Source organism: Frankia sp. R43 (assembly GCF_001306465.1).
GTDB lineage: Bacteria > Actinomycetota > Actinomycetes > Frankiales > Frankiaceae > Parafrankia > Parafrankia irregularis.
This window is the reverse complement of the sequence record NZ_LFCW01000008.1, coordinates 287228-305128: the sequence shown is the minus strand read 5'-3', so window position 1 is coordinate 305128 and position 17901 is coordinate 287228. Positions and strand designations below refer to the sequence as shown.

Annotated in this window: 17 protein-coding genes; 2 read left to right on the top strand and 15 right to left on the bottom strand. The window is 71.5% G+C overall.

Annotated elements, in window-relative coordinates:
- Positions 1 to 44: 44 nt before the first annotated feature.
- The 13 genes from ACG83_RS31330 to ACG83_RS31270 form a co-directional block, all read right to left on the bottom strand.
- On the bottom strand, positions 45 to 1094 hold the full coding sequence (locus ACG83_RS31330) for an aminoglycoside phosphotransferase family protein (RefSeq protein WP_054569857.1): 1050 nt from the start codon (positions 1092 to 1094) through the stop codon (positions 45 to 47).
- Positions 1091 to 2152: an LLM class flavin-dependent oxidoreductase gene (locus tag ACG83_RS31325; RefSeq protein WP_083473737.1), complete on the bottom strand. Its 1062-nt coding sequence runs from the start codon at positions 2150 to 2152 to the stop codon at positions 1091 to 1093. The genes ACG83_RS31330 and ACG83_RS31325 overlap by 4 nt, the downstream gene beginning before the upstream one ends.
- A gap of 24 nt (positions 2153 to 2176) precedes the next feature.
- Entirely contained in the window at positions 2177 to 3517 is a 1341-nt protein-coding gene (locus ACG83_RS31320) for an ABC transporter substrate-binding protein (protein WP_054569856.1), read from the bottom strand.
- A 128-nt stretch (positions 3518 to 3645) separates the two neighbouring features.
- Positions 3646 to 5361 (bottom strand): class I adenylate-forming enzyme family protein, encoded by a 1716-nt coding sequence (locus ACG83_RS31315; protein WP_200931414.1) that lies wholly within the window; start codon positions 5359 to 5361, stop codon positions 3646 to 3648.
- A 22-nt stretch (positions 5362 to 5383) separates the two neighbouring features.
- On the bottom strand, positions 5384 to 6598 hold the full coding sequence (locus ACG83_RS31310) for a CaiB/BaiF CoA-transferase family protein (RefSeq protein WP_054569855.1): 1215 nt from the start codon (positions 6596 to 6598) through the stop codon (positions 5384 to 5386).
- 81 nt (positions 6599 to 6679) lie between these two features.
- A complete protein-coding gene (locus ACG83_RS31305; protein ID WP_054569854.1) occupies positions 6680 to 7834 on the bottom strand; it encodes an amidohydrolase family protein in 1155 nt (384 codons plus the stop codon).
- 55 nt (positions 7835 to 7889) lie between these two features.
- Positions 7890 to 9065 carry a thiolase family protein gene (locus tag ACG83_RS31300; protein ID WP_054569853.1) on the bottom strand — a complete coding sequence of 392 codons (1176 nt, stop codon included), beginning with the start codon at positions 9063 to 9065 and terminating at the stop codon, positions 7890 to 7892.
- Complete coding sequence (locus tag ACG83_RS46235) at positions 9052 to 9558, bottom strand: Zn-ribbon domain-containing OB-fold protein (RefSeq protein WP_054569852.1); 507 nt, start codon at positions 9556 to 9558, stop codon at positions 9052 to 9054. The genes ACG83_RS31300 and ACG83_RS46235 overlap by 14 nt, the downstream gene beginning before the upstream one ends.
- On the bottom strand, positions 9555 to 10814 hold the full coding sequence (locus ACG83_RS31290) for a cytochrome P450 (RefSeq protein WP_054569851.1): 1260 nt from the start codon (positions 10812 to 10814) through the stop codon (positions 9555 to 9557). The genes ACG83_RS46235 and ACG83_RS31290 overlap by 4 nt, the downstream gene beginning before the upstream one ends.
- 1 nt (position 10815) lies before the next feature.
- A complete protein-coding gene (locus ACG83_RS31285) occupies positions 10816 to 11274 on the bottom strand; it encodes a nitroreductase family deazaflavin-dependent oxidoreductase (RefSeq protein WP_054569850.1) in 459 nt (152 codons plus the stop codon).
- 52 nt (positions 11275 to 11326) lie between these two features.
- The gene (locus ACG83_RS31280) at positions 11327 to 12130 is read right to left on the bottom strand and encodes an SDR family NAD(P)-dependent oxidoreductase (protein ID WP_054569849.1); all 804 of its coding nucleotides are present in this window, start codon (positions 12128 to 12130) and stop codon (positions 11327 to 11329) included.
- Entirely contained in the window at positions 12127 to 12402 is a 276-nt protein-coding gene (locus tag ACG83_RS31275; protein WP_235498308.1) for a ferredoxin, read from the bottom strand. The genes ACG83_RS31280 and ACG83_RS31275 overlap by 4 nt, the downstream gene beginning before the upstream one ends.
- Entirely contained in the window at positions 12377 to 13858 is a 1482-nt protein-coding gene (locus tag ACG83_RS31270) for an aldehyde dehydrogenase family protein (protein WP_054570000.1), read from the bottom strand. Before ACG83_RS31270 ends, ACG83_RS31275 begins: the two co-directional genes overlap by 26 nt.
- A 310-nt stretch (positions 13859 to 14168) precedes the next feature.
- Here ACG83_RS31270 and ACG83_RS31265 point away from each other — a divergent pair, with 310 nt between their 5' ends.
- Entirely contained in the window at positions 14169 to 14831 is a 663-nt protein-coding gene (locus ACG83_RS31265; RefSeq protein WP_054569848.1) for a TetR/AcrR family transcriptional regulator, read from the top strand.
- 73 nt (positions 14832 to 14904) lie between these two features.
- On the top strand, positions 14905 to 16119 hold the full coding sequence (locus tag ACG83_RS31260; protein WP_054569999.1) for an amidohydrolase family protein: 1215 nt from the start codon (positions 14905 to 14907) through the stop codon (positions 16117 to 16119).
- A 64-nt stretch (positions 16120 to 16183) separates the two neighbouring features.
- On the opposite strand, the gene ACG83_RS31255 is transcribed toward ACG83_RS31260, so the two are convergent.
- Together ACG83_RS31255 and ACG83_RS31250 are read right to left on the bottom strand one after the other, a co-directional pair.
- Positions 16184 to 17038 (bottom strand): maleylpyruvate isomerase N-terminal domain-containing protein, encoded by an 855-nt coding sequence (locus ACG83_RS31255; RefSeq protein WP_054569847.1) that lies wholly within the window; start codon positions 17036 to 17038, stop codon positions 16184 to 16186.
- On the bottom strand, positions 17028 to 17864 hold the full coding sequence (locus ACG83_RS31250) for an SDR family oxidoreductase (protein ID WP_054569846.1): 837 nt from the start codon (positions 17862 to 17864) through the stop codon (positions 17028 to 17030). Before ACG83_RS31250 ends, ACG83_RS31255 begins: the two co-directional genes overlap by 11 nt.
- Positions 17865 to 17901: the final 37 nt, after the last annotated feature.

Here is a 17901-nt window from a genome sequence, read left to right as displayed (position 1 = left end):
CGGTCGGTGGTGTCCGGTGAGGCGGGTGGTCGCACTGTCGTGGGTCATCGGTCGAATGCGCTGAGGGCGTTGTGGTCAGCCGCCGCGGTACCCAGCCGGGTCAGCAGCAGGCTGGTGACCGCCGGGTCGACCTTGAGGGTGATGGCCCACAGGTAGAGGCCGTGGATGATGCCGCGCCCGATCCCCTGCCAGACGGCGTTGTCGGGCGGCGTCTCGACCCCTGCCGACCGCAGCCGTTCGAGGTAGTGCGCGACGAGGTCCTTCTCGGTTCGGCGGCGGTCGGAGACGGTCAGCGCGGAGGCGAGATGGTAGCCGACGTCGAGGTACCACGGCCCGCGTTGGACCAGCTGCCAGTCGAGGAAGGACGGCCGGCCCGCGCCGTCGAGGAAGACGTTCCCGACATGGGCGTCGCCGTGGATCACGCACCAGGGCTCATCGTCCTGCCTGGTCAGCGCGGCAAGCGAACGGTAGGCGTGCACCAGCCGCCCGGCGTCGCGCACCTCCGCCGGCACGCCGGCGCCGATCGGCCCGTCGAAGTTGACCCGGATCTCGTCCACCCCGCGTAGCTGGAGATAGCTGGTCAGCCGCGGGGCGAGCCATTCGGTGGTGGCGAGGTCGGCGGCGCCCCAGGTCGAGGCATGCAGGGTGGCGAGCTGCGCGAGGCTCTCGGCGGCCTGGTCGGGCGTGTAGTCGCTGCGTGCGTCGAGGAACTCCGCGCCCTCGACGATCACATCCTCGGTGATGACGACGCCCTGCCGCTCCCGCGGGTCGACGTCGGCGTAGACGCTGCGCAGCGTTCGGACGCCGGATCTGGCCGCCACATCCCGGTAGAAACCAGCCTCCGGAATCCCCGCGTGCCGGAACGCGTGGCCTGCCTCGGTGAAGTAGCCCTTGCCACACAGATCGGGGGAAAGCCCTGCCGGGACACCATCCGCGCACTCGATCCGGAACCGGGCGTTGGTGGCGATCCGGCTGATCACGGGTCCTGGCCTGACCGCGGTGACGGCGATGCCGGGGAAGCGGGCGCCGAGCGCGCCGGTCAGCCAGTCCGGCGACAGCATCTCGTCGAGCGTGCCGGGAACGGGAACGGTCATTCATGGCCTCTCTCATCGCTGCTGTCGCTGTCGCTGTCGCCGCCGTCCGGCCCCGGTGGGCTGGCGGTGGACGGCTGCTCCGCGGGTGCCGCGCGCAGCCGCGGAGCGATGTCCGTCATGAGACGAAGGAGCAGGTCGTCGCCGCCGTCACGGACGGCCGGCAGGAGCACCAGGTGGCGGGCCCCGGCTCGGATGTAGTCCTGCAGCCGTGCCTCCACCTGTGCCGAGGTCCCGGCGACGGCGACCCGGTCGACCATCGGCAGGAAGTCCTGCCGGTAGGTCCCGCCGAGGAACTCGGCCGCGCGCCGCCGGGCGACCTCGGTGTCGTCGTCGACGACCACCGGCAGGTACGCCGCCCAGACGAAGCCGTCCAGGGCGCGGCCGGCCGCGTGTGCCTCGGCTCGGACGACGGCGACGGACCGCCGATAGCGTTCGGCGGAGTACAGGTAGGGCATCCAGCCGTCGCCCAGCCGGGCGGCCCGGCGCATCGCCGGCTCCCGGCGGCCGGCGACGATGACCGGCGGCCCACCCGGCTGGCACGGTGGCGGGCCGATCCGCACGCCCGTCATCGGGAACAGCGGGCCGGGCCGGTCGACCGGGGTGCCGCCCCACAGGTCATGCAGCACCCCGATCGCCTCGTCGGTGCGGCGGCCCCGCCCGGCCAGCGGCACCCCGCAGGCGTCGAACTCGGCCGGGTACTCGCCGCCGACTCCGATCCCGAGCGCGATCCGGCCGTCGGTGGCCGTGTCGAGATCGGCGATCTGCTTGGCGACGATGGCGGGTTGGTACAGCGGCAGGAGCAGGACCGCTGTGCCGATGACGACCCGTTCCGCCTGCGCGCTCAGCCGGGCCAGCCACGTCATCGCCTCCGGGCTCTGGTTCGGCGAGGCGACATGCCCGCCGACCCAGAGCGCGTCCGCGCCGGCAGCCTCCAGCGCGGCGACCCCGGCCCGGGATCGCGGTGCCACGCAGCCGACCGTCACCTCGCCGCCCGTGAGCAGCTCCCGCGCCTGTCGAGTCCGCGGCGTCTGTCGCGCCGCCGAGTCTGTCGCATCCATGATGGGCCGCTGGTCGGTCGACGGTCAGCTGCTGGGCAGCGGGGCGCCGCAGGAGAGCTTCAGGGTCTCGACGTATTTCTTGTCCTGCAGCCTGACAGTGCTGGCACACGGCGCCGAGATGGTGTGGTTGAGCGGCCACTGCGTCTCGGCGAGCGCGCCGTCCCGGTGGAAGGTGTAGCCACCGCCGTTGATGGTCTTCAACAGGTTGTCGACGGTGAGGTCCTTGCCGGTTTTGGCCACCGCGTCGAGGAAGAAGTCGGCAGACCAGTAACCGGCCATCGCGACCAGCCCTACCGCCTGGTCCGGGGCGTACTTGGCGAAGTCGGCCTCGAGCTGCTTCATCGCGGGCGAGTCAGTCTGTGTCGATGACCACTGGAGCAGCGTGTAGGTGCCCTGGAGTCCTGCGTACCCCTCCAGCCGTGGGTCGTAGCCGACGGCGCTCAGGACCGCGCCCTGGTAGCCGGCGGCGGCGAGGGCCTCGGCGATCTTCGCGGTCGGCCCGAAGTCCGTGGTCAGCACGACCAGGTCGGGCGGCGCGCCACCGTCGGCGCTCATGACGTCCCCGATGATCGGGGTGGCGTCGGCCAGCCCGGCCGCCGGTACCGGGCTCTTGTCGTAGACGACCTTCATCCCGGACTGCGTGAACGACCTGGTGATGCTCGCGAGACCGAGACGTGCGTTGTCCTGGTCGGTCCCGATGGCCGCGACGCTGCCGCCGGTGGCCTTGTCACCGAGAATCGACCGCCCGACCATGCCCCACGCCGAGCTGGTGCTGTGCCCCGAGCTGGGAACCAGGCAGCCGGTGATACCGAAGCCGATCGCGGTGTCGCAGTACGCCTCCTGGGTGCCCCAGCCGAAGTAGGGCACGCCGTCGTTGCAGAAGGTGTCCCGATAGTTGGGCGAGCGGACCATCGTCGGAACGGCCGCGAAGACGTTCTCGTTGACGAGTGCCTTGGCCTGGGAGACGTTGCGGGCCGGGTCGCTGCCGTCGTCGAGGGTGCCCACATAGTTGATCTTCCGGCCGTTCACGCCGCCCTCCTCGGCGTTGGCACGGTCGAACCGGACCTTCGCCCCGGCCTCGGCAGCCGCGAGCGCCACCCCGGCGGCGCTGGTCATGCTCAACAGGCCACCGACCCGGATCTCGGTGTCGGTCACGCCGCGGGCCTGCGGGCCGCCCGGATCGGCGCATTTCAGGCTGGCCGGGTCCACGGAAAGGCCCGTGTTGTCCCAGCCGGTGGCCGGTCCCGGGTCGAACATCTTCTGATCGATCGCCGTTGTGGCAGTGGAGTCGTCTCCGCCGCCACATGCGGCGATGCCGAGTAAGAGAACACTGGCGATGACCAGGCCGGTCCTGGATCGTCTCATCGGTTCCTCCGTAGGCGTTCAGGTGCGGGAAGCGGGTTTCAGGTGCCCCTGCCGAGGCGCGGAAGGGGACACAGGTCCGGAGAACTACGGGAGCCCCGGGCCATGGGGGGTGGCGGTCGATCGGGGTGTCAGGGCTGGAACCGATTCCGGAGGACGGACTTGGCGATCTTCCCCATGTCGGTGCGGGGAAGGACGTCGACGATCTCGACCTGTTCCGGGATCTTGTAGCGGGCGAGGCCGGCGTCTTCGCAGTGGCGGGCCAGGTCGGTGAGGCCGACCGGGGCCGCCCCGGGAACAAGGGTGATCACCGCGCAGCAGCGTTCGCCGGTGCGTGGGTCGGGCAGTCCGATGACGGCCACCTCGCCGACCGCCGGGTGGGTGGCGATGACCTCCTCGACCTCGCTCGCCGAGATGTTCTCCGCGTTGCGGATCACGATGTCCTTGCGCCGGCCGGAGATCCGGACATGCCCACGCGGGCCGGCGACACCGACATCGCCGGTGCGGAAGAAGCCGTCCGGGTCGAACAGCTCCGCCGGGCGTGACCGCCGCTCGCCGATCGGCCGCCGACGGCCCGCATCCGCATCGGCCGCGGCGAGGTAGCCGGCGAACAGCTGCGGACCGCGAACCAGCAGCTCGCCCTCGACGCCGGCCGGGCAGTCCCGGCCGTCCGGCCCGACGACGCGCACCTCGACGCCGGGCGTCGGGCGGCCCTCGGTGCGGTCCAGGTCGTCGTCGGTGTCGTCCAGGGCGCCGTGGGTGGCGAGCGGGAACTCGGTCATGCCCCAGCTCGACACCAGGCCGCGTCCGCCGAGCGCGTCGGCGATCTCCCGGTGCAGGCCGGCGGGCTTGGCCGCGCCACCGCTGACCGCCACCCGCAGCCGCGGGAACAGTGCAGCGGCAGCGGCAGCGGCAGCGGCGTCGGCGTCGCCGCTGCCGCGGTGCTGGTCGCCGTGGTGCTGGCCGGCCTGGGCCGCGAGGTACGCCCGCAGGAACGGTGTCGCCGAGCCCAGGATGGTCGCGCCGTGCGCCGCCATCGTCAGCGGGCTGGTCGCCGGGTCGAAGGCGTCCACCAGCAGCAGCCGCGTACCGGATGCCAGGGCGGCGGCGAGCATGACGGTGCCGCCGATGTGCGCGATCGGGAACGCGATCGGGTAGACGTCGTCCGGGCCGAGGCGCATCGCGGTGACCGAGCCGGCCGCGGCGGCCATCACCGAGGCGTCGGTGTGCAGCACGCCTTTCGGTGCTGCCGTGGTCCCGGATGTGTAGTAGATCCAGCGGATCTCCTGCTCCGCATCGACCGTGGGCGGTGGGGGAGGCGGGAGCGGGCCGCTGCCTGTCGGCAGGCCGAGCTCGCCGGCTGCGGCGGCGGCACGGTGGTCGACCACGAGGATGCGGAAGCCACGGGCGGCGGCGATGGCCGTGGCCATCACCTGGTGGTCGAATCCGCGCCAGGCCGGCGGGACGGCCAGCAGGGTGGTGCCGACCTGCTCGACGATGTACGAGACCTCGCGCTCGCGCAGCGTGGGGACGATCGGGTTCTGGCTGACCCCGAGCCGCGCGCAGGCCACGGCCAGCACCACCGCCTCGAGGGAGGTCGGCAGCTGCCAGCTCACCACCGAGTCGTGGCCGACCCCCAGGCCCAGCAGCCCGGCGGCGGTGGCTGCCGCCGCGTCGCGCAGCCCGGCGGCGGTGAGAGTGCGGCCGAGGTCGTCGAGCAGCAGCGGTGCGTCCGGCGCCGCGTCGGCACGCCGCTGCACGAGCTGCCAGAGGGTGGCGGCGGACAGACCGGGCACGGTGGAAGCCGGCACGGTGGAAGCCGGTATCGGTAACGCGGAGCGGGTCATCGGGGCAGCCTCCGCCCGGTCGTCACAGCACCGCTCCGTCGATCTTGAACTGGACGATGTCGTCCCAGCTGTAGCCGTGCTCCAGCAGGACCTGGTCGGTGTGCTCGCCGTGGCCGGGGGCCGGCGCGAGGGCCGGAGCGACGCCGTCGAACTGCGCGGGGCTGGCCACCAGCGGGTAGGAGACGGTGTCCTTCTGGACGGTGGTGACGAAGTTGTTCGCGCGCACCTGCGGGTCGGCTGCCGCCTCCCGGGCGGTCTGCACCAGCGACCAGGGGGTGGCGATCTTCTCCAGCAGCGTGATCCATTCGGCGAGGTCGCGGGAGGCGAAGATCTCGTCGAGGACGGCGATGCAGGCCGGCGCGTTCTCCGCGCGGGCGGCGGCGGTCGCGAACCGCGGGTCGGTGAGCAGGTCGGTGCGGTCGACGGTCTCGCAGAAGCGGTCGAAGTGCTTCTCCGTCTGGATGCCGGAGAGGTAGACGAGCCTGTTGTCCCGGGTGGTGTAGGCGGCGACGAACGGGTTCGGCAGCTCGTGGTGGCGGTTGCGGGGGATCGCGTCGACGTCGTAGAGCTGGCTCGCGACCACCCCGGGCCCGAACATCCACATGCCGGAGGAGAGCAGCGAGACGTCGACGACCCCACCGCGGCCGGTGCGCTCTCGCCGGAAGAGCGCGGCCGCGATGCCGCCAGCCAGGAAGGCGCCCGAGGCGAGGTCGCCGAGCGCCGGGCCGGGCTGCGGGACGAACTCGTCACTCACCTGGCTGGCCGCGTGGGCCATCCCGGTGCGCGCCCAGAAGTCGGTGTGGTCGAAGCCGCCGGCGTCACGTTCCGGCCCGGCCGGCCCGTGCGCGCTCGCCCGGGCGTAGACGAGGTTCGGGTTGATCGCGGTGAGGTCCTCGGCGTCCACCCGGAACCGGCGGCGTGCGTCCGGGAGCAGGTTGGTGATGAAGACGTCGGCGCCGCGCGCCAGCTCCGCCACGATCTTCTGGCCCTGTTCCGTGCGCTGGTCCACGCCGATGCAGCGCTTCCCGCGGTTCGTGATCTCCCACATGAACGCGACGCCCACCTCGCGCTCCGGCAGACCGGCGATGATGTTGCCGCTCATCGGGTCGCGGACGTCGGGCGGCACGATCTTGATGACGTCGGCACCCCAGTCGGCGAGCACGGCGCCGGCGGACGGCGCGAACGCGTACATCGACGCCTCGATGACGCGCACACCGGCAAGCAGGTCGTAGGGCATGACTCTCCGGTTTCTCGTCGGTCTCTCGGTCACGAGAACGCCGATCGGCGAAGGCGGGGCGAGGCAGGACGAAGGACGAACTCAGGCCTGCAGCAGACCGCGCAGGTTCGTTTCGGCGATCTTCACGGCGTCCGCGTCGGGCACGTCTGCGAGGGCCTTCTCCAGGTAGGCGCGGTTGTTCGGCCACAGCCCGTCCCCGTGCGGGAAGTCGCCTTCGAACAGCAGGTTGTCCACCGGGACGTCGGCGAGGCTGCGCAGCGCGAACCGCTCGTCGACCAGGCAGACGTACATGTGCTCGGCGAACACCTCACGGGGCGACCGGGTGGCCTTGACGCCGGCCTGGCCGATGGAGGTGTCCTGGCTCAGGCGGCCGTCGTGAAAGGCTTTCTCCGCCCGCTCGAGAATGTACGGAATCCACCCGGCGCCGCCTTCGGAGAGGATGACCTTAAGCCGGGGGAAGCGCTCCAGAATGCCGGCGAACAGCCAGTCGACGCCGGCCATCATCGAGTTCACGCCGTTGAGCGCGACGAGCACCGTCGGCGGGGCGTCCGCGGAGGTCGTGACAAGTCGCGACGAGCTGCCGATGTGCATGCAGACGGGAATGCCGGCCTCGTTCGCCACCGCCCACAGCGGATCCCAGTGGTCGGTGTGGACCGAGGGAAGGCCGAGCACGGTCGGGTTCTCCGAGAAGGCGATCGCCCGCGCGCCCTTGGCGAGCACCCGCTTCAGTTCCTCGACGGCCTTCTCGACGTCGAACAGCGGGAGGATGACGGCGCCGAAGAGGCGCTCGGGGTCGGTCGCGCACCACTCGTCGAGCAGGTAGTCGTTGTAGGTGCGCAGGCAGGCGAGCCCCAGCTCCAGGTCCGTGACGTTCAGGAAGAAGCGGTGCCCGGCGAACCGTGCGTAGTTCGGGAAGCAGAGCTGGCCCCACGTCCCGTCGATGTCCATGTCCTTCAGCCGCTCGACCGGGTCGTAGCAGCCGGGACGGATCTCGTCGAAGCGGGCGGTGCCGGGCGCCGGCGGGTAGCCGGCCTCGGAGAAGCCGGGCAGCGCACGACAGGAGCCCATCGGGATGTAGGTGTGCTCACCCTCGTAGAGCCAGGCCTGCCGGCCCTCGACCTCCACGATCTTCGGGCAGCCGTCGCGGTACTTCGCCGGGACACGGTCGACCCACAGGTGGGCCGGTTCGATCAGATGGTCGTCCGCCGACATGATTCGGGTGGTCGTTGGCAACATGTGCACTACTCCTGTTCGCGATGTCCGCGACCGTGCCGCTGGTGGGGACGCGCGCTCAGCGCGGTGCCCCGACGAGCAGGGACGAGGTGAACGACTCCGCGCCGCTGGTGACGACGGCAAGCTGACGGGCGGTGGGCAGCTGGTGGGCACCGGCCTCGCCGCGCAGCTGCAGGCAGGCCTCCAGCAGGCCGCCGTAGCCGTGCAGCCGCCCGCCGGAGAGCTGGCCGCCGCCGGTGTTCAGCGGCAGATCGCCGGTCGGGCCGATCCGGTCCCCGCCCTCGATGAAGTCGAGCGCCTCGTGGCGGCCGCAGAACCCGAGGGCCTCCAGCCAGCGCAGCGCGTAGACCGAGAAGCCGTCGTAGACCTGAGCGAGGTCGACGTCGGCCGGTTTGAGGTCGGTCCGCTCCCACATCATGGCGGCGGACTCGTCGAACCCGGAGGCGGAGCCCATGGCCTCCAGCCGCAGCGCCCGGCCGGGGTCCCCGGCCGCCGCCGCGTTCGAGACCACGAACGCCACCGAACCGTCGACCGGGACGTCGCAGTCGTAGACACAGATCGGATCGGAGATCATCCGGGCGCCGAGGTAGTCGTCGAGGGTGAGCGGATCGCGGTACACCGCGGCCTCGTTGCGGGCCGCGTAGGCGCGGGTGGCGAGCGCGAGCGTGGCGAACTTCTCCCGGCTGGCACCGGCCAGCTCGATGCGCCGCTGCATCTCCATCGCCGCGTAGCAGGGGTAGCCGATCCCGAACGGCGTCGACCAGTGGGTGAGCTCCCGGCCGAAGCGCACCGGCTGGCCCTGGGTTCCGCCGCCGCCGAGCAGCGTGGCCGACCGGCTGCCGAAGCCTTCCTGCGCGGTCGACTCCCACACCGTCCGGAAGCACAGCACGTGGGTCGCGAGGCCGGCGGCGACCGCCAGCACGGCGTTGACGATCGAGCCGAGCTGGCCGGCGAGCTCGCCGCCGCCGGTGTGCCAGCGCAGCCTGAGCCCGAGCATCGCCCGGACGTCGTCGACACCGGCGCCGGTGATGCCGGGCGTCGACCAGAACGCGCCCGGGTAGGTCGAGACCCCGTCGATGTCGTCCGGTGTGAGCCCGGCGTCGGCGATCGCGGCCAGTGCCGCGTCCGCGGTGAGCACCCACGGGTCCACCCGCAGCCGCCGCCCGATCGCCGACCGGCCGACCCCGGTGATCAGCGCCGTGTCCTCGGGCCGGCGGCCGTCACTCCCGCGCATCGCCGGCCCCCTGATCCTCCGCTGCCGGGTGCTCGGGGCGGAACAGCGGGATGAACGCCTCACCGGACCGGCTGAAGCAGACCACCACCGGCAGCCCGACACGGATCCGCTCCGGAGAGCAGTCGACCACGTTGGTCAGCAGGCGCAGCCCGGGCTGCTCGACCAGCTCGACGTCCGCGACCAGGTACGGCGGTGGCATGGAGGGAACCCACTGGTAGCGGTTCAGCGTCCACGACCACACCGTGCCCCGGCCGGAGACCGGGTCGAACCCGACGTCGCGGCCCCGGCAGGCCGGGCAGACCGGCCGCGGTGGGTGCAGGTAGCGCCCGCAGTCACGGCAGTGCGCGATCCGCAGGACGCCGTCCGCGCCCGAGGTCCAGAACGCCGCGGTCCGCTCCGTCAGTGGCGGCGCGACCCGGCCGAACTCCTCGACCCACACCTGCCCCGGCACCACCGCGGCGGCGTGCGAGTTCTCGACGGAGCTGGTCGTCATCCCCACACCACCGGAACCGCGGTCGGACCGCGCTCGTACATGCCGATGATCCGCGGCGTCTCGGCGTCCGGGTCGAGGCGCAGGTTCGGGAGGCGGTCGAGCAGCGCGGAGATCGCGGTGAGGATCTCCGCACGGGCGACGTGCATCCCGAGGCAGATGTGCGGGCCGCCGCCGAAGCCGAGGTGTGCGCCGGGCGGGCGGCTCGGGTCGAACTCGTCCGGCCGCTCCCAGCGCGCCGGATCGCGGTTCGCCGCACCGAAGCACAGGTGGATGACCGATCCGGCCGGGACGTCGACACCGCCGAGCGTGGTGTCCTTCGTGGCGTAGCGGGAGAACATCGGGTCGGTCGGCATCCAGCGCAGCGACTCCTCGATCGCGGCGCGCAACACCGCCCGGTCCGCCCGGGCGGCGGCGAGCCACTGCGGGTGGGTCAGCAGAGCGAGCAGGGTGATGCCCATCTGCTTCCACGTCGTGCCCGAGCCGGCGGCGAGCAGTAGGTGGGAGAAACCCAGGATGTCCACGTCGGAGAGCCGATGGCGCTCACCGTCCTCCTCGGTGACCTCCGCCTGGACCAGCACGCTGATCAGATCGTCCGCTGGCTCCCGGCGGCGCTCGGCGATGATCGGGGCCAGGATCTCGACCAGGATGTGGGCGTCGCGTCCGTCGGAGGTGGCTGCCTCGCGGATCCGCAGCGCGTCGGACACGCCGATGCCGAAGCTGCCGCAGATCGTGAGCAGTGGGATCGCCGCGCAGAAGTCGACGTTGAGGTCCGACCGCCCGGCCGGCTCGATCGCGTCGAGCAGTGCCCGCACCGTGGACTCGATCCAGCGTTCGCTCCACCAGCCGCCCCGCTTCGGCACGAACGACGGCTGCACCAGGGCGCGGTAGCGGCGGTGCTTCACCCCGTCCATGTAGAGCAGCAACGTGTCGGCCATCGCGCGTTCGGGGCCGGGCGCGCTCGGCGCCGACACGAACGTCTCGCTGTCGCGCAGCACCGCCTGGCAGGTGGCGTGGTCGAAGACCGAGAAGTGCGCCAGCTCCGGGTAGGGCAGGCCCTGGAAGAACGCCTCGCCGTGGAATCCGACCAGCGGCCCGACGATGCCGGGATGCACCGGCCCGGTCTCGCGCAGCTGGTGGAACGCCGGGTACGGGTCGGTCTCGAAGGCCCCGCCGCGGCTCGCGTAGACGTCGCTGCGCAGGTCGAACAGCTCGCGGATGCGCTGCGGGTCCAGGGTGGGAACGTCACTCGCGACCATGTCAGCCTCGCTCGAGAACGACGACGGGAATCCTGCGTGTCGTCCGCTTCGTGTACTCGTCGTAGTTCGGCCACCGCTGGGCCATCAGACTCCACAGACGCTCGTGTTCCGCGCCCTCGGCGGTGCGGGCGGTCGCCGTGAACCGGTCCGCCAGCACCTGCACCTCGACCTTGGGCTGGGCAAGGAGGTTGTGGTACCAGCCGGGATGAGCCGGCGCGCCTCCCTGGGAGGCGATGACGACGAAGCGGTCGCCGTCCTGCGCGTAGATGAGCGGCGTCGCCCGGCGCTGCCCGGTGCGTCGCCCGGTCGTCCAGAGCACCAGGCAGGTCACGCCGTTCCAGCTGTGGCCGACGGCGCCGCCGGTCTCGACGTAACGGCGGACGTGTTCCGCGCCGAACAATGCCAGATCGGGCGCCGTGTAACCGCCGTCGCGGGTCGTCGGTGCCGCGTTCTCCGTCATGGATCTCGCCTCCTTTCCCTGGGGCCGACTGACATGGGCCCCGGTCGCGTCCTCAACGGGCGACGTATCCACCGTCGACCGGCAACAGGACGCCGGTGATGTTCCTCGACGCGTCCGATGCCAGGAAGAGCGCCGCCTGGGCGCAGTCCTCGGCGGTGATGTAGCGTCCCAGCGGCTGGTAGGCGGCGACCTCGTCGAGGTACTGCTGTTCCGGTGGCTGGAACTCGGCGCCGGGCGAAACGGGAGTGAAGTTCGTCAGCGGCATGGCACCCGGGCAGATGGCGTTGCAGCGGATGCCGAACGGTGCGCACTCGACGGCGACACCGCGGGTGATCTGGTTGACCGCGCCCTTCGTCGCACCGTAGACGACGCTGCCGAACCCGACGATGCCCGCGACCGAACCGGTGTTGACGATGACACCGCCGCGGTCACCGTCGCGGCCCTGCTGCTTGAACTGCTTCACCGCGTGCTTGCAGCCGTTGAAGACGCCCCGGAAGTTGATGTCCGTCAGCCGGGCGAAGTCGTCCGCGGTGAAGTCCTCGAACGACGCGCCGGGCTTGAAGCCGGTCACACCGGCGTTGTTGAACATGATGTCCAAGCGGCCGAAATGCTCGACGGCCGCCGCGACCGCGGCGGCGACATCCTCCTCCACCGCCACGTCGCAGTGCTGGACCACCGCCGTCCCGCCGGCCGCGGCGACCAGCTGCGCGGTCTCCTTCGCCCAGTCGTCCCGGACGTCGGCGCAGACCACCCGCGCGCCCGCGGCGGCGAACGCCAGGGCGGACGCACGGCCCACGCCGGAACCGGCGCCGGTGATCACCGCGGCCTGGCCGGCTAACGACGATGGCGATGTCATGAAATCTCCCCTGGTTCGGATCGGGTGACGAGCCTGAGCGCCCCGGACGGGCAGGACTCGACGGCGGCGCGCAGCGCGTCCGCGGAGTCCGATCCGTCGAGGAGCACGACCTTCATCTGGTCGTCAAGGTCGAAGATCGCGGGTGCCTGGAACGCGCAGGACCCCGAGCCCATGCACAGGTCGCGGTCCACACGCAGGCTGGATCCGCCCGCGTCGGCACCCCGGTCGCCGTCGGTGGCCATCGGCTCAGCGGGCGCCGGCGACGACGACATGCTTGAGCTCCTGGTACTCCCGGAATCCCGCCACGCCGCGTTCGCGGCCGATCCCGCTCTGCTTGTACCCGCCCATCGGGGTGTAGGCGTTGGCCGCGCCCCGGTTCACCTGCACCGTCCCGGAGCGGATGCGCTCGGCGATGGAGAGCCCGAGCCGCAGGTCGGCGGTGTAGACGCCGCCGGACAGGCCGTACTCGCTGTCGTTCGCGATGGCGACGGCGTGGTCGACGTCGCGGTAGCCCTGCACGGTCACCACCGGGCCGAAGACCTCCTGCTGGGCAAGCGGATTGCGGTTGTCGTCGACCACGACGACAGTCGGCTCGACGTAGTACCCGACCGGCAGATGAGCCGGGCGGCCCCCGCCGGCGACCAGCCGCCCACCCGCCGCCACGCCGGCGGCGACCAGCTGCTCGACGCGGTCCCGCTGCGCGGCCGAGATGACCGGGCCGATGACGGTCGCCGGGTCGTGCGGGTCACCCACCCGAAGCGCGCCCGCGACGGCGGCCAGCCGTCCGGCGACCTCGTCCAGGCTCTCCCGCGGCACCAGCACTCTGGTCTGCAGCGCGCAGCCCTGTCCGCTCTGCGAGCCGAAGACGGTCGACACCCCGGCCTCCACCCCGCCGAGCGCGTCGGGAAGGTAGAGCTGCACCGACTTGCCACCGAGCTCCAGCAGCAGCCGCTTGACCGTCGGCGCCGCCTGGGCGGCGATCCGGCGGCCCACCGCGGTGGACCCGGTGAAGGACACACAGTCGATCCGTGGATCGCTGGTGAGCAGTTCCGCGCCGTGGGAGTCACGCTCGACGACGACATTGAGCACTCCGGGCGGAAGACCGGCATCAAGCCCGGCCGCGCCGAGCGCCAGCGCGGTCAGCGGTGTCAGCGGGCTCGGGCGCAGGACGACGCTGCACCCCGCCGCCAGCGCCGAGACCACCTTCCACACGTTCGTCTGGAGCGGAAAGTTGTAGGGACTGATCGCCGCGACCACACCGCACGGCTCGTAACGGCGGATGCTGAGCAGCACGTCGCGGCCGGCCGGGTCGAACGAGTCCGCCAAGGGCAGCTCGTTGTGCTCCCACTCGGGCAGCGTCGCGAACAGGTCCGGCAGCTGGCGGGCCTGGTCGAGGGCCATGTCGACCTGTGCCCACTGCGCGACGATCCTGGTCGCGCCGGTCTCGCGGATCGCCGTCTCGATCAGTTCGTCGCGGCTCTCGCGCAGCCGATCGGCGAAGCGCCGCAGCACGGTGACCCGTTCGGCCACCGGGAGGCGACTCCACGGGCCGTCATCGAACGCCCGTCGCGCCGCGTCGACCGCCTGGTCCACCTGGGCCAGTGAGGCCGTGGGCACATGAGTGAAATTCTGTTCTAGTGCTGGGTCTTCGACCGCGAGGGCATCCGACTCTCCGGCTACGGCGCGGCCGTCGATGTAGAGCTGGTCGAACGTGAGGTGGTCTGCCACGAAGCGACTCCGGTCCGTGCGTCCGTAGGTGATGTCGTTTCTGAGCTGCGACTTGCCGGCCGCGGGATTGTGCGTGCGCAGGCCGACGCGGGCGTCGAGGCGGGCTCGCCGTGGGGGGAGCCCCGCGGCGAGCGTCTGGCCAGCGTTGCCGGCGCGACCTGAACTCTCGTGCCGGCAACGCTGCATCGAAGTTCTAATTGGTAACCTAGTCAGGTGACTGTAGTCGGGCGACTAAATCAATGCAAGGGCCATCCTGTCGGTCATCGAGGACTCCGGCCGTGCCGTCCGGGAGCGCCTAGGATGCGACCCTGTGGCCCCAGGTAGCAGCGGAACGGAATCGCGGTCCGAGTCGGGCCCGGACGACTCGGACTCGGCGGCCGACGGCGCGGGCCGCGCTCGGCGGCCGCGCGGTCGTGCGGAGGTACGCGAGGCGTTGCTGGAGTCGGCGCAGCGGCTGATCGCGCGGCAGGGGCCGTCCAAGGTGCGGCTGCGTGAGATCGCCGAGGACGCCGACGTGAACTTCGGTCTCGTCTACCAGTACCTCGGCACTCGGGAGGAGTTGCTGCGGGCCGTGTACCAGCGGGTCTCGGCGAGGTCGGCGACCCGCTTCGAGCACATCGACGACCTCGCGGACGCGATCGACATCTTCCTGACCGCGGATGACAGCGTCGGGCGCATCATGGGCTGGGCGGCACTCGAAGGCGATCCCGCCGACGTGTTCGGGCCGTCGCCCGGTCTCCAGCAGGTCGCCTCGATGATGGTCCGGGCCGCGCGGCAGGACGGCCTGGACCTGCCGGAGGACGAGGCGCGGCTGCTGGCCGCCTTCCTGCAGGTGGTCGCGCTCGGCTGGCGGCTGTTCGGTTCGATCGGCCTGACCGGCGCCGGTGTCGAGGCGACCTCGGACGTCGACCGTCGGGTGCGGGAGTGGATGAGAACGCTGGTCGAGTCGGTCGTACGGGGCGGGGCCGGGTAACGGCGCGGGACCCAGAATAGATTCGTGTTCTAGTATCTGTTGAGCCCGGTCCGTTCCATCCGAGGGAGTGCTGATGGGCGCCCGATACACGATCATCTCCGCCGACACCCATGCCGGCGCGAACCATGCGACCTACCGCGAGTACCTCGACCCCTCCTTCCACGACGACTTCGACGCCTGGCGGGGGAAGTACAAGAACCCCTGGAAGGACCTGCGCGACACCGACCTGCGCGTCCGCAACTGGGACGACGACCGGCGCGACCGGGACCAGCTCGCCGACGGCGTCGTCGGCGAAGTGATCTTCCCGAATACTGTACCGCCGTTCTACCCGGGCTTCGTGCTGTTCGCCGGCCCGCCCACCGCGGAGGAGTACCCGCACCGCCGCGCCGGCATCCTGGCCCACAACCGGTGGCTCGCCGACTTCTGCGCCCGCAAGGCGGCGCAGCGCGCCGGCGTCGGGCAGATCTTCCTCAACGACATCGACGACGCCATCGCGGACGCGACCTGGATCAAGGAGCACGGCCTGCGTGGCGGCGTGCTGCTGCCGAACGTCGCGCCCGACGTGAAGTGGGTGAAGCCGCTCTACCACCCGGACTACGACCGGCTCTGGGCAGCGCTGCAGGATCTTGAGATCCCGGTCAACCTGCACGGCGGCACCGGCTCCCCGAACTACGGCCGCTTCGCCTCGGTACCGGCGATCATGATGAGCGAGGTCAGCTTCTACGGCCTGCGCCCGTTCGTCCACATGCTGCTCGCCGGTGTGTTCGAGCGTTTCCCGCGGCTGAAGTTCGTCATCACCGAGGCCTCGGCCTCGTTCGTTCCACCGCTGCTGCGGCAGCTCGACGACATCATCGCCAAGATCCGCGGCGGTGAGATCGGCGAGCTGAAGTACACCAGCGACAACGCGCTGCCCCGCTCGGCGACCGAGTACTTCCACCAGAACTGCTGGGTGGGCGCCAGCTTCCCGCGGCCGGACGACGTCGCCGCCCGCGAGGTGATCGGCCGCGACCGGTGGATGTGGGGCAGCGACTACCCGCACGACGAGGGAACCGGGCCGTACACTCGCCAGGCGCTTCGTCAGGTCATGCACGACCTGCCCGAGCCGGAGCTGCGCGACCTGCTGGCCGGGAACGCCGCCCGCCTCTACGGCTTCGACCTCGACGCACTCGCACCGTTGGCCGCGCAGTACGGCCCGAGCGTCGAGGAGATCGCCGAGCCGCTCGACGCGCTCCCGGAGGACTCCAACAGCGCCCTGCTCAACGCCCAGAAGCAGTTGGTGACGGCCTGAAGGGCCCTTCCCCGGCGTCAGGCTGGAACGGCCTGACGCCGGGGTGGCCTGACCGTGTGGTGGGTCAGTAGACGCGGAAGGCGTCGAGGACGGTGTCGGCGTAGGCCGTGTCGCCGGTGATCTCGACTCGGCCGTGTCGTGCCTCCCGGCCGGTTCCCCAGAGGATGAAGTCGGTGGCGCTCGTGCGTACGGTGGCGCGCGTGCCGTCCTGCGCCGCCGTGGCGTCGTGGTGGAGCTCGGTCGCCTCGGCGTGGGGGAGGAGCCGCAGGGCTGTGCCGCCCGGTCCGGTCAGGACGAGGGCCAGTGGGTCGGTGAGCAGCTCATGGAACCGGTCGGTGGTCATCTGCCGGATGCCGCCGATGAGCCAGCGGGTCGCGGCGGCCAGCCGTTCACCGTCGAGGTCGGGCAGGGTGCGCCGGACAGGCCCGCGGGGAGTGAGGACGTCCCATCGGGTGTGGCAGGTGTGGTCGAAGACGATGGCGTCGGCGAGGCTCGCGAGCGGGTAGCTGCCGGCGGTGCCCATGTTCACGGGCGTGGTGGCGAGTTCGTCGGTCAGCCCACCGAAGATGGCCAGCACAGCTGGCACCGATGACCTGATGATGTCGAGGAGTTCCGCGGTCGGCCGTTCGGCGACCTCGTGCGTGTGGGCGTCGACCGCCGCCTCGAACTCCAGGCCCTGGTCGTAGGGCGTGATCGAGATCAGCCCGGCGAACCCGGCCACACTGATGGTGAGGTGCGCGAGGGTGGTGTGGACCGTCCAGCCGTCGCAGGCGGACGGGGCCGCGAGCTCATCGGCGGTGAGAGCGCCGAACACGTCGAGGGTCTCGGCGAGGGTCCGCTCGATCGCCACCGTGCTGGCGCCGGCGGAGAGCGCGGAGGCGGCGGACGTCACGGTGTCAGAAGACGCGTCAGAAGACATAGTCCTCTCCGGTGGCTCGCAGGGTGATGTCGGTGACGGCGACGCCGAGCGGCTGGTCGATGAGGCGGACGATCTCGTCCGCGACCTGGGCGGCGGACAGCGACCAGTAGCGGACGTCCTCGGGGTCGGTCAGCCCGGCGGCTGGCGGGCCGCCGCCGAAGTAGGCCTGGGCATGCTCCTGGAAAACGCCGGCGCGGTGCGCCGTGAGCGCGGCGGGCGCGGTGAAGTCGATGATCTCGCTGGCGAGGTTCGTGTCGACGACGCCGCTGGGGCGGACCACCGTCACCTTGATGCGGCCCTGGCTTTCGACGCGCAGCGCGTTCGACACGGTGGCGACGGCGGCCTTGGTCGCGCCGTAGACCGCGGCCCCGGCGATGCCGGCGTTGCCGTACACCGAGGAGATGTTGACGATGTGACCGCCACCCTGGCGGATCATGTGGTCGTGGACGGCGTAGATGCCGTGCAGCACGCCCTTGAGGTTGATGTCGATGCACCGGTCCCAGGCGTCGGCGGCCCGCTCGTGGTCGGCGAAGTGGGCCAGCGGCATGATGCCGGCGTTGTTGACGAGCACGTCGACCCGCCCGAGGTCCGCCACCGCGCGGTCGACGACCTCGGCGAACGCCCGGCGGTCGCGGACGTCCAGGCCGAACCCGCGGGCCTGGTGGCCCTCGGCGGCGAGGGAGGCCGCCAGCTTCTCGGCGCCTTCGGCGTTGACGTCGAGCGCGACCGGGATCGCGCCGCCTTGCGCGAGCCGGGTGGTGATCTCCCGGCCGAAGCCGCTCGCGCCACCGGTGACCAGCACGACCTTGCCGTTCAGATAGCTCATGTGAACCTGGCCTCCGCCATGGGGATGTGCGTTGGTG

What these genes read in the sequence shown, in the direction of transcription:
- ACG83_RS31290 (WP_054569851.1), bottom strand. Translation starts at nt 10,814, where the DNA reads ATGGTCGCGAGTGACGTTCCCACCCTGGACCCGCAGCGCATCCGCGAG.
- ACG83_RS31305 (WP_054569854.1), bottom strand. Translation starts at nt 7,834, where the DNA reads ATGTTGCCAACGACCACCCGAATCATGTCGGCGGACGACCATCTGATC.
- ACG83_RS31250 (WP_054569846.1), bottom strand. Translation starts at nt 17,864, where the DNA reads ATGAGCTATCTGAACGGCAAGGTCGTGCTGGTCACCGGTGGCGCGAGC.
- ACG83_RS31255 (WP_054569847.1), bottom strand. Translation starts at nt 17,038, where the DNA reads ATGTCTTCTGACGCGTCTTCTGACACCGTGACGTCCGCCGCCTCCGCG.
- ACG83_RS31300 (WP_054569853.1), bottom strand. Translation starts at nt 9,065, where the DNA reads ATGCGCGGGAGTGACGGCCGCCGGCCCGAGGACACGGCGCTGATCACC.
- ACG83_RS31285 (WP_054569850.1), bottom strand. Translation starts at nt 11,274, where the DNA reads ATGACGGAGAACGCGGCACCGACGACCCGCGACGGCGGTTACACGGCG.
- ACG83_RS31325 (WP_083473737.1), bottom strand. Translation starts at nt 2,152, where the DNA reads ATGGATGCGACAGACTCGGCGGCGCGACAGACGCCGCGGACTCGACAG.
- ACG83_RS31260 (WP_054569999.1), top strand. Translation starts at nt 14,905, where the DNA reads ATGGGCGCCCGATACACGATCATCTCCGCCGACACCCATGCCGGCGCG.
- ACG83_RS31315 (WP_200931414.1), bottom strand. Translation starts at nt 5,361, where the DNA reads ATGACCCGCTCCGCGTTACCGATACCGGCTTCCACCGTGCCGGCTTCC.
- ACG83_RS46235 (WP_054569852.1), bottom strand. Translation starts at nt 9,558, where the DNA reads ATGACGACCAGCTCCGTCGAGAACTCGCACGCCGCCGCGGTGGTGCCG.
- ACG83_RS31280 (WP_054569849.1), bottom strand. Translation starts at nt 12,130, where the DNA reads ATGACATCGCCATCGTCGTTAGCCGGCCAGGCCGCGGTGATCACCGGC.
- ACG83_RS31275 (WP_235498308.1), bottom strand. Translation starts at nt 12,402, where the DNA reads ATGTCGTCGTCGCCGGCGCCCGCTGAGCCGATGGCCACCGACGGCGAC.
- ACG83_RS31330 (WP_054569857.1), bottom strand. Translation starts at nt 1,094, where the DNA reads ATGACCGTTCCCGTTCCCGGCACGCTCGACGAGATGCTGTCGCCGGAC.
- ACG83_RS31320 (WP_054569856.1), bottom strand. Translation starts at nt 3,517, where the DNA reads ATGAGACGATCCAGGACCGGCCTGGTCATCGCCAGTGTTCTCTTACTC.
- ACG83_RS31310 (WP_054569855.1), bottom strand. Translation starts at nt 6,598, where the DNA reads ATGCCCTACGACCTGCTTGCCGGTGTGCGCGTCATCGAGGCGTCGATG.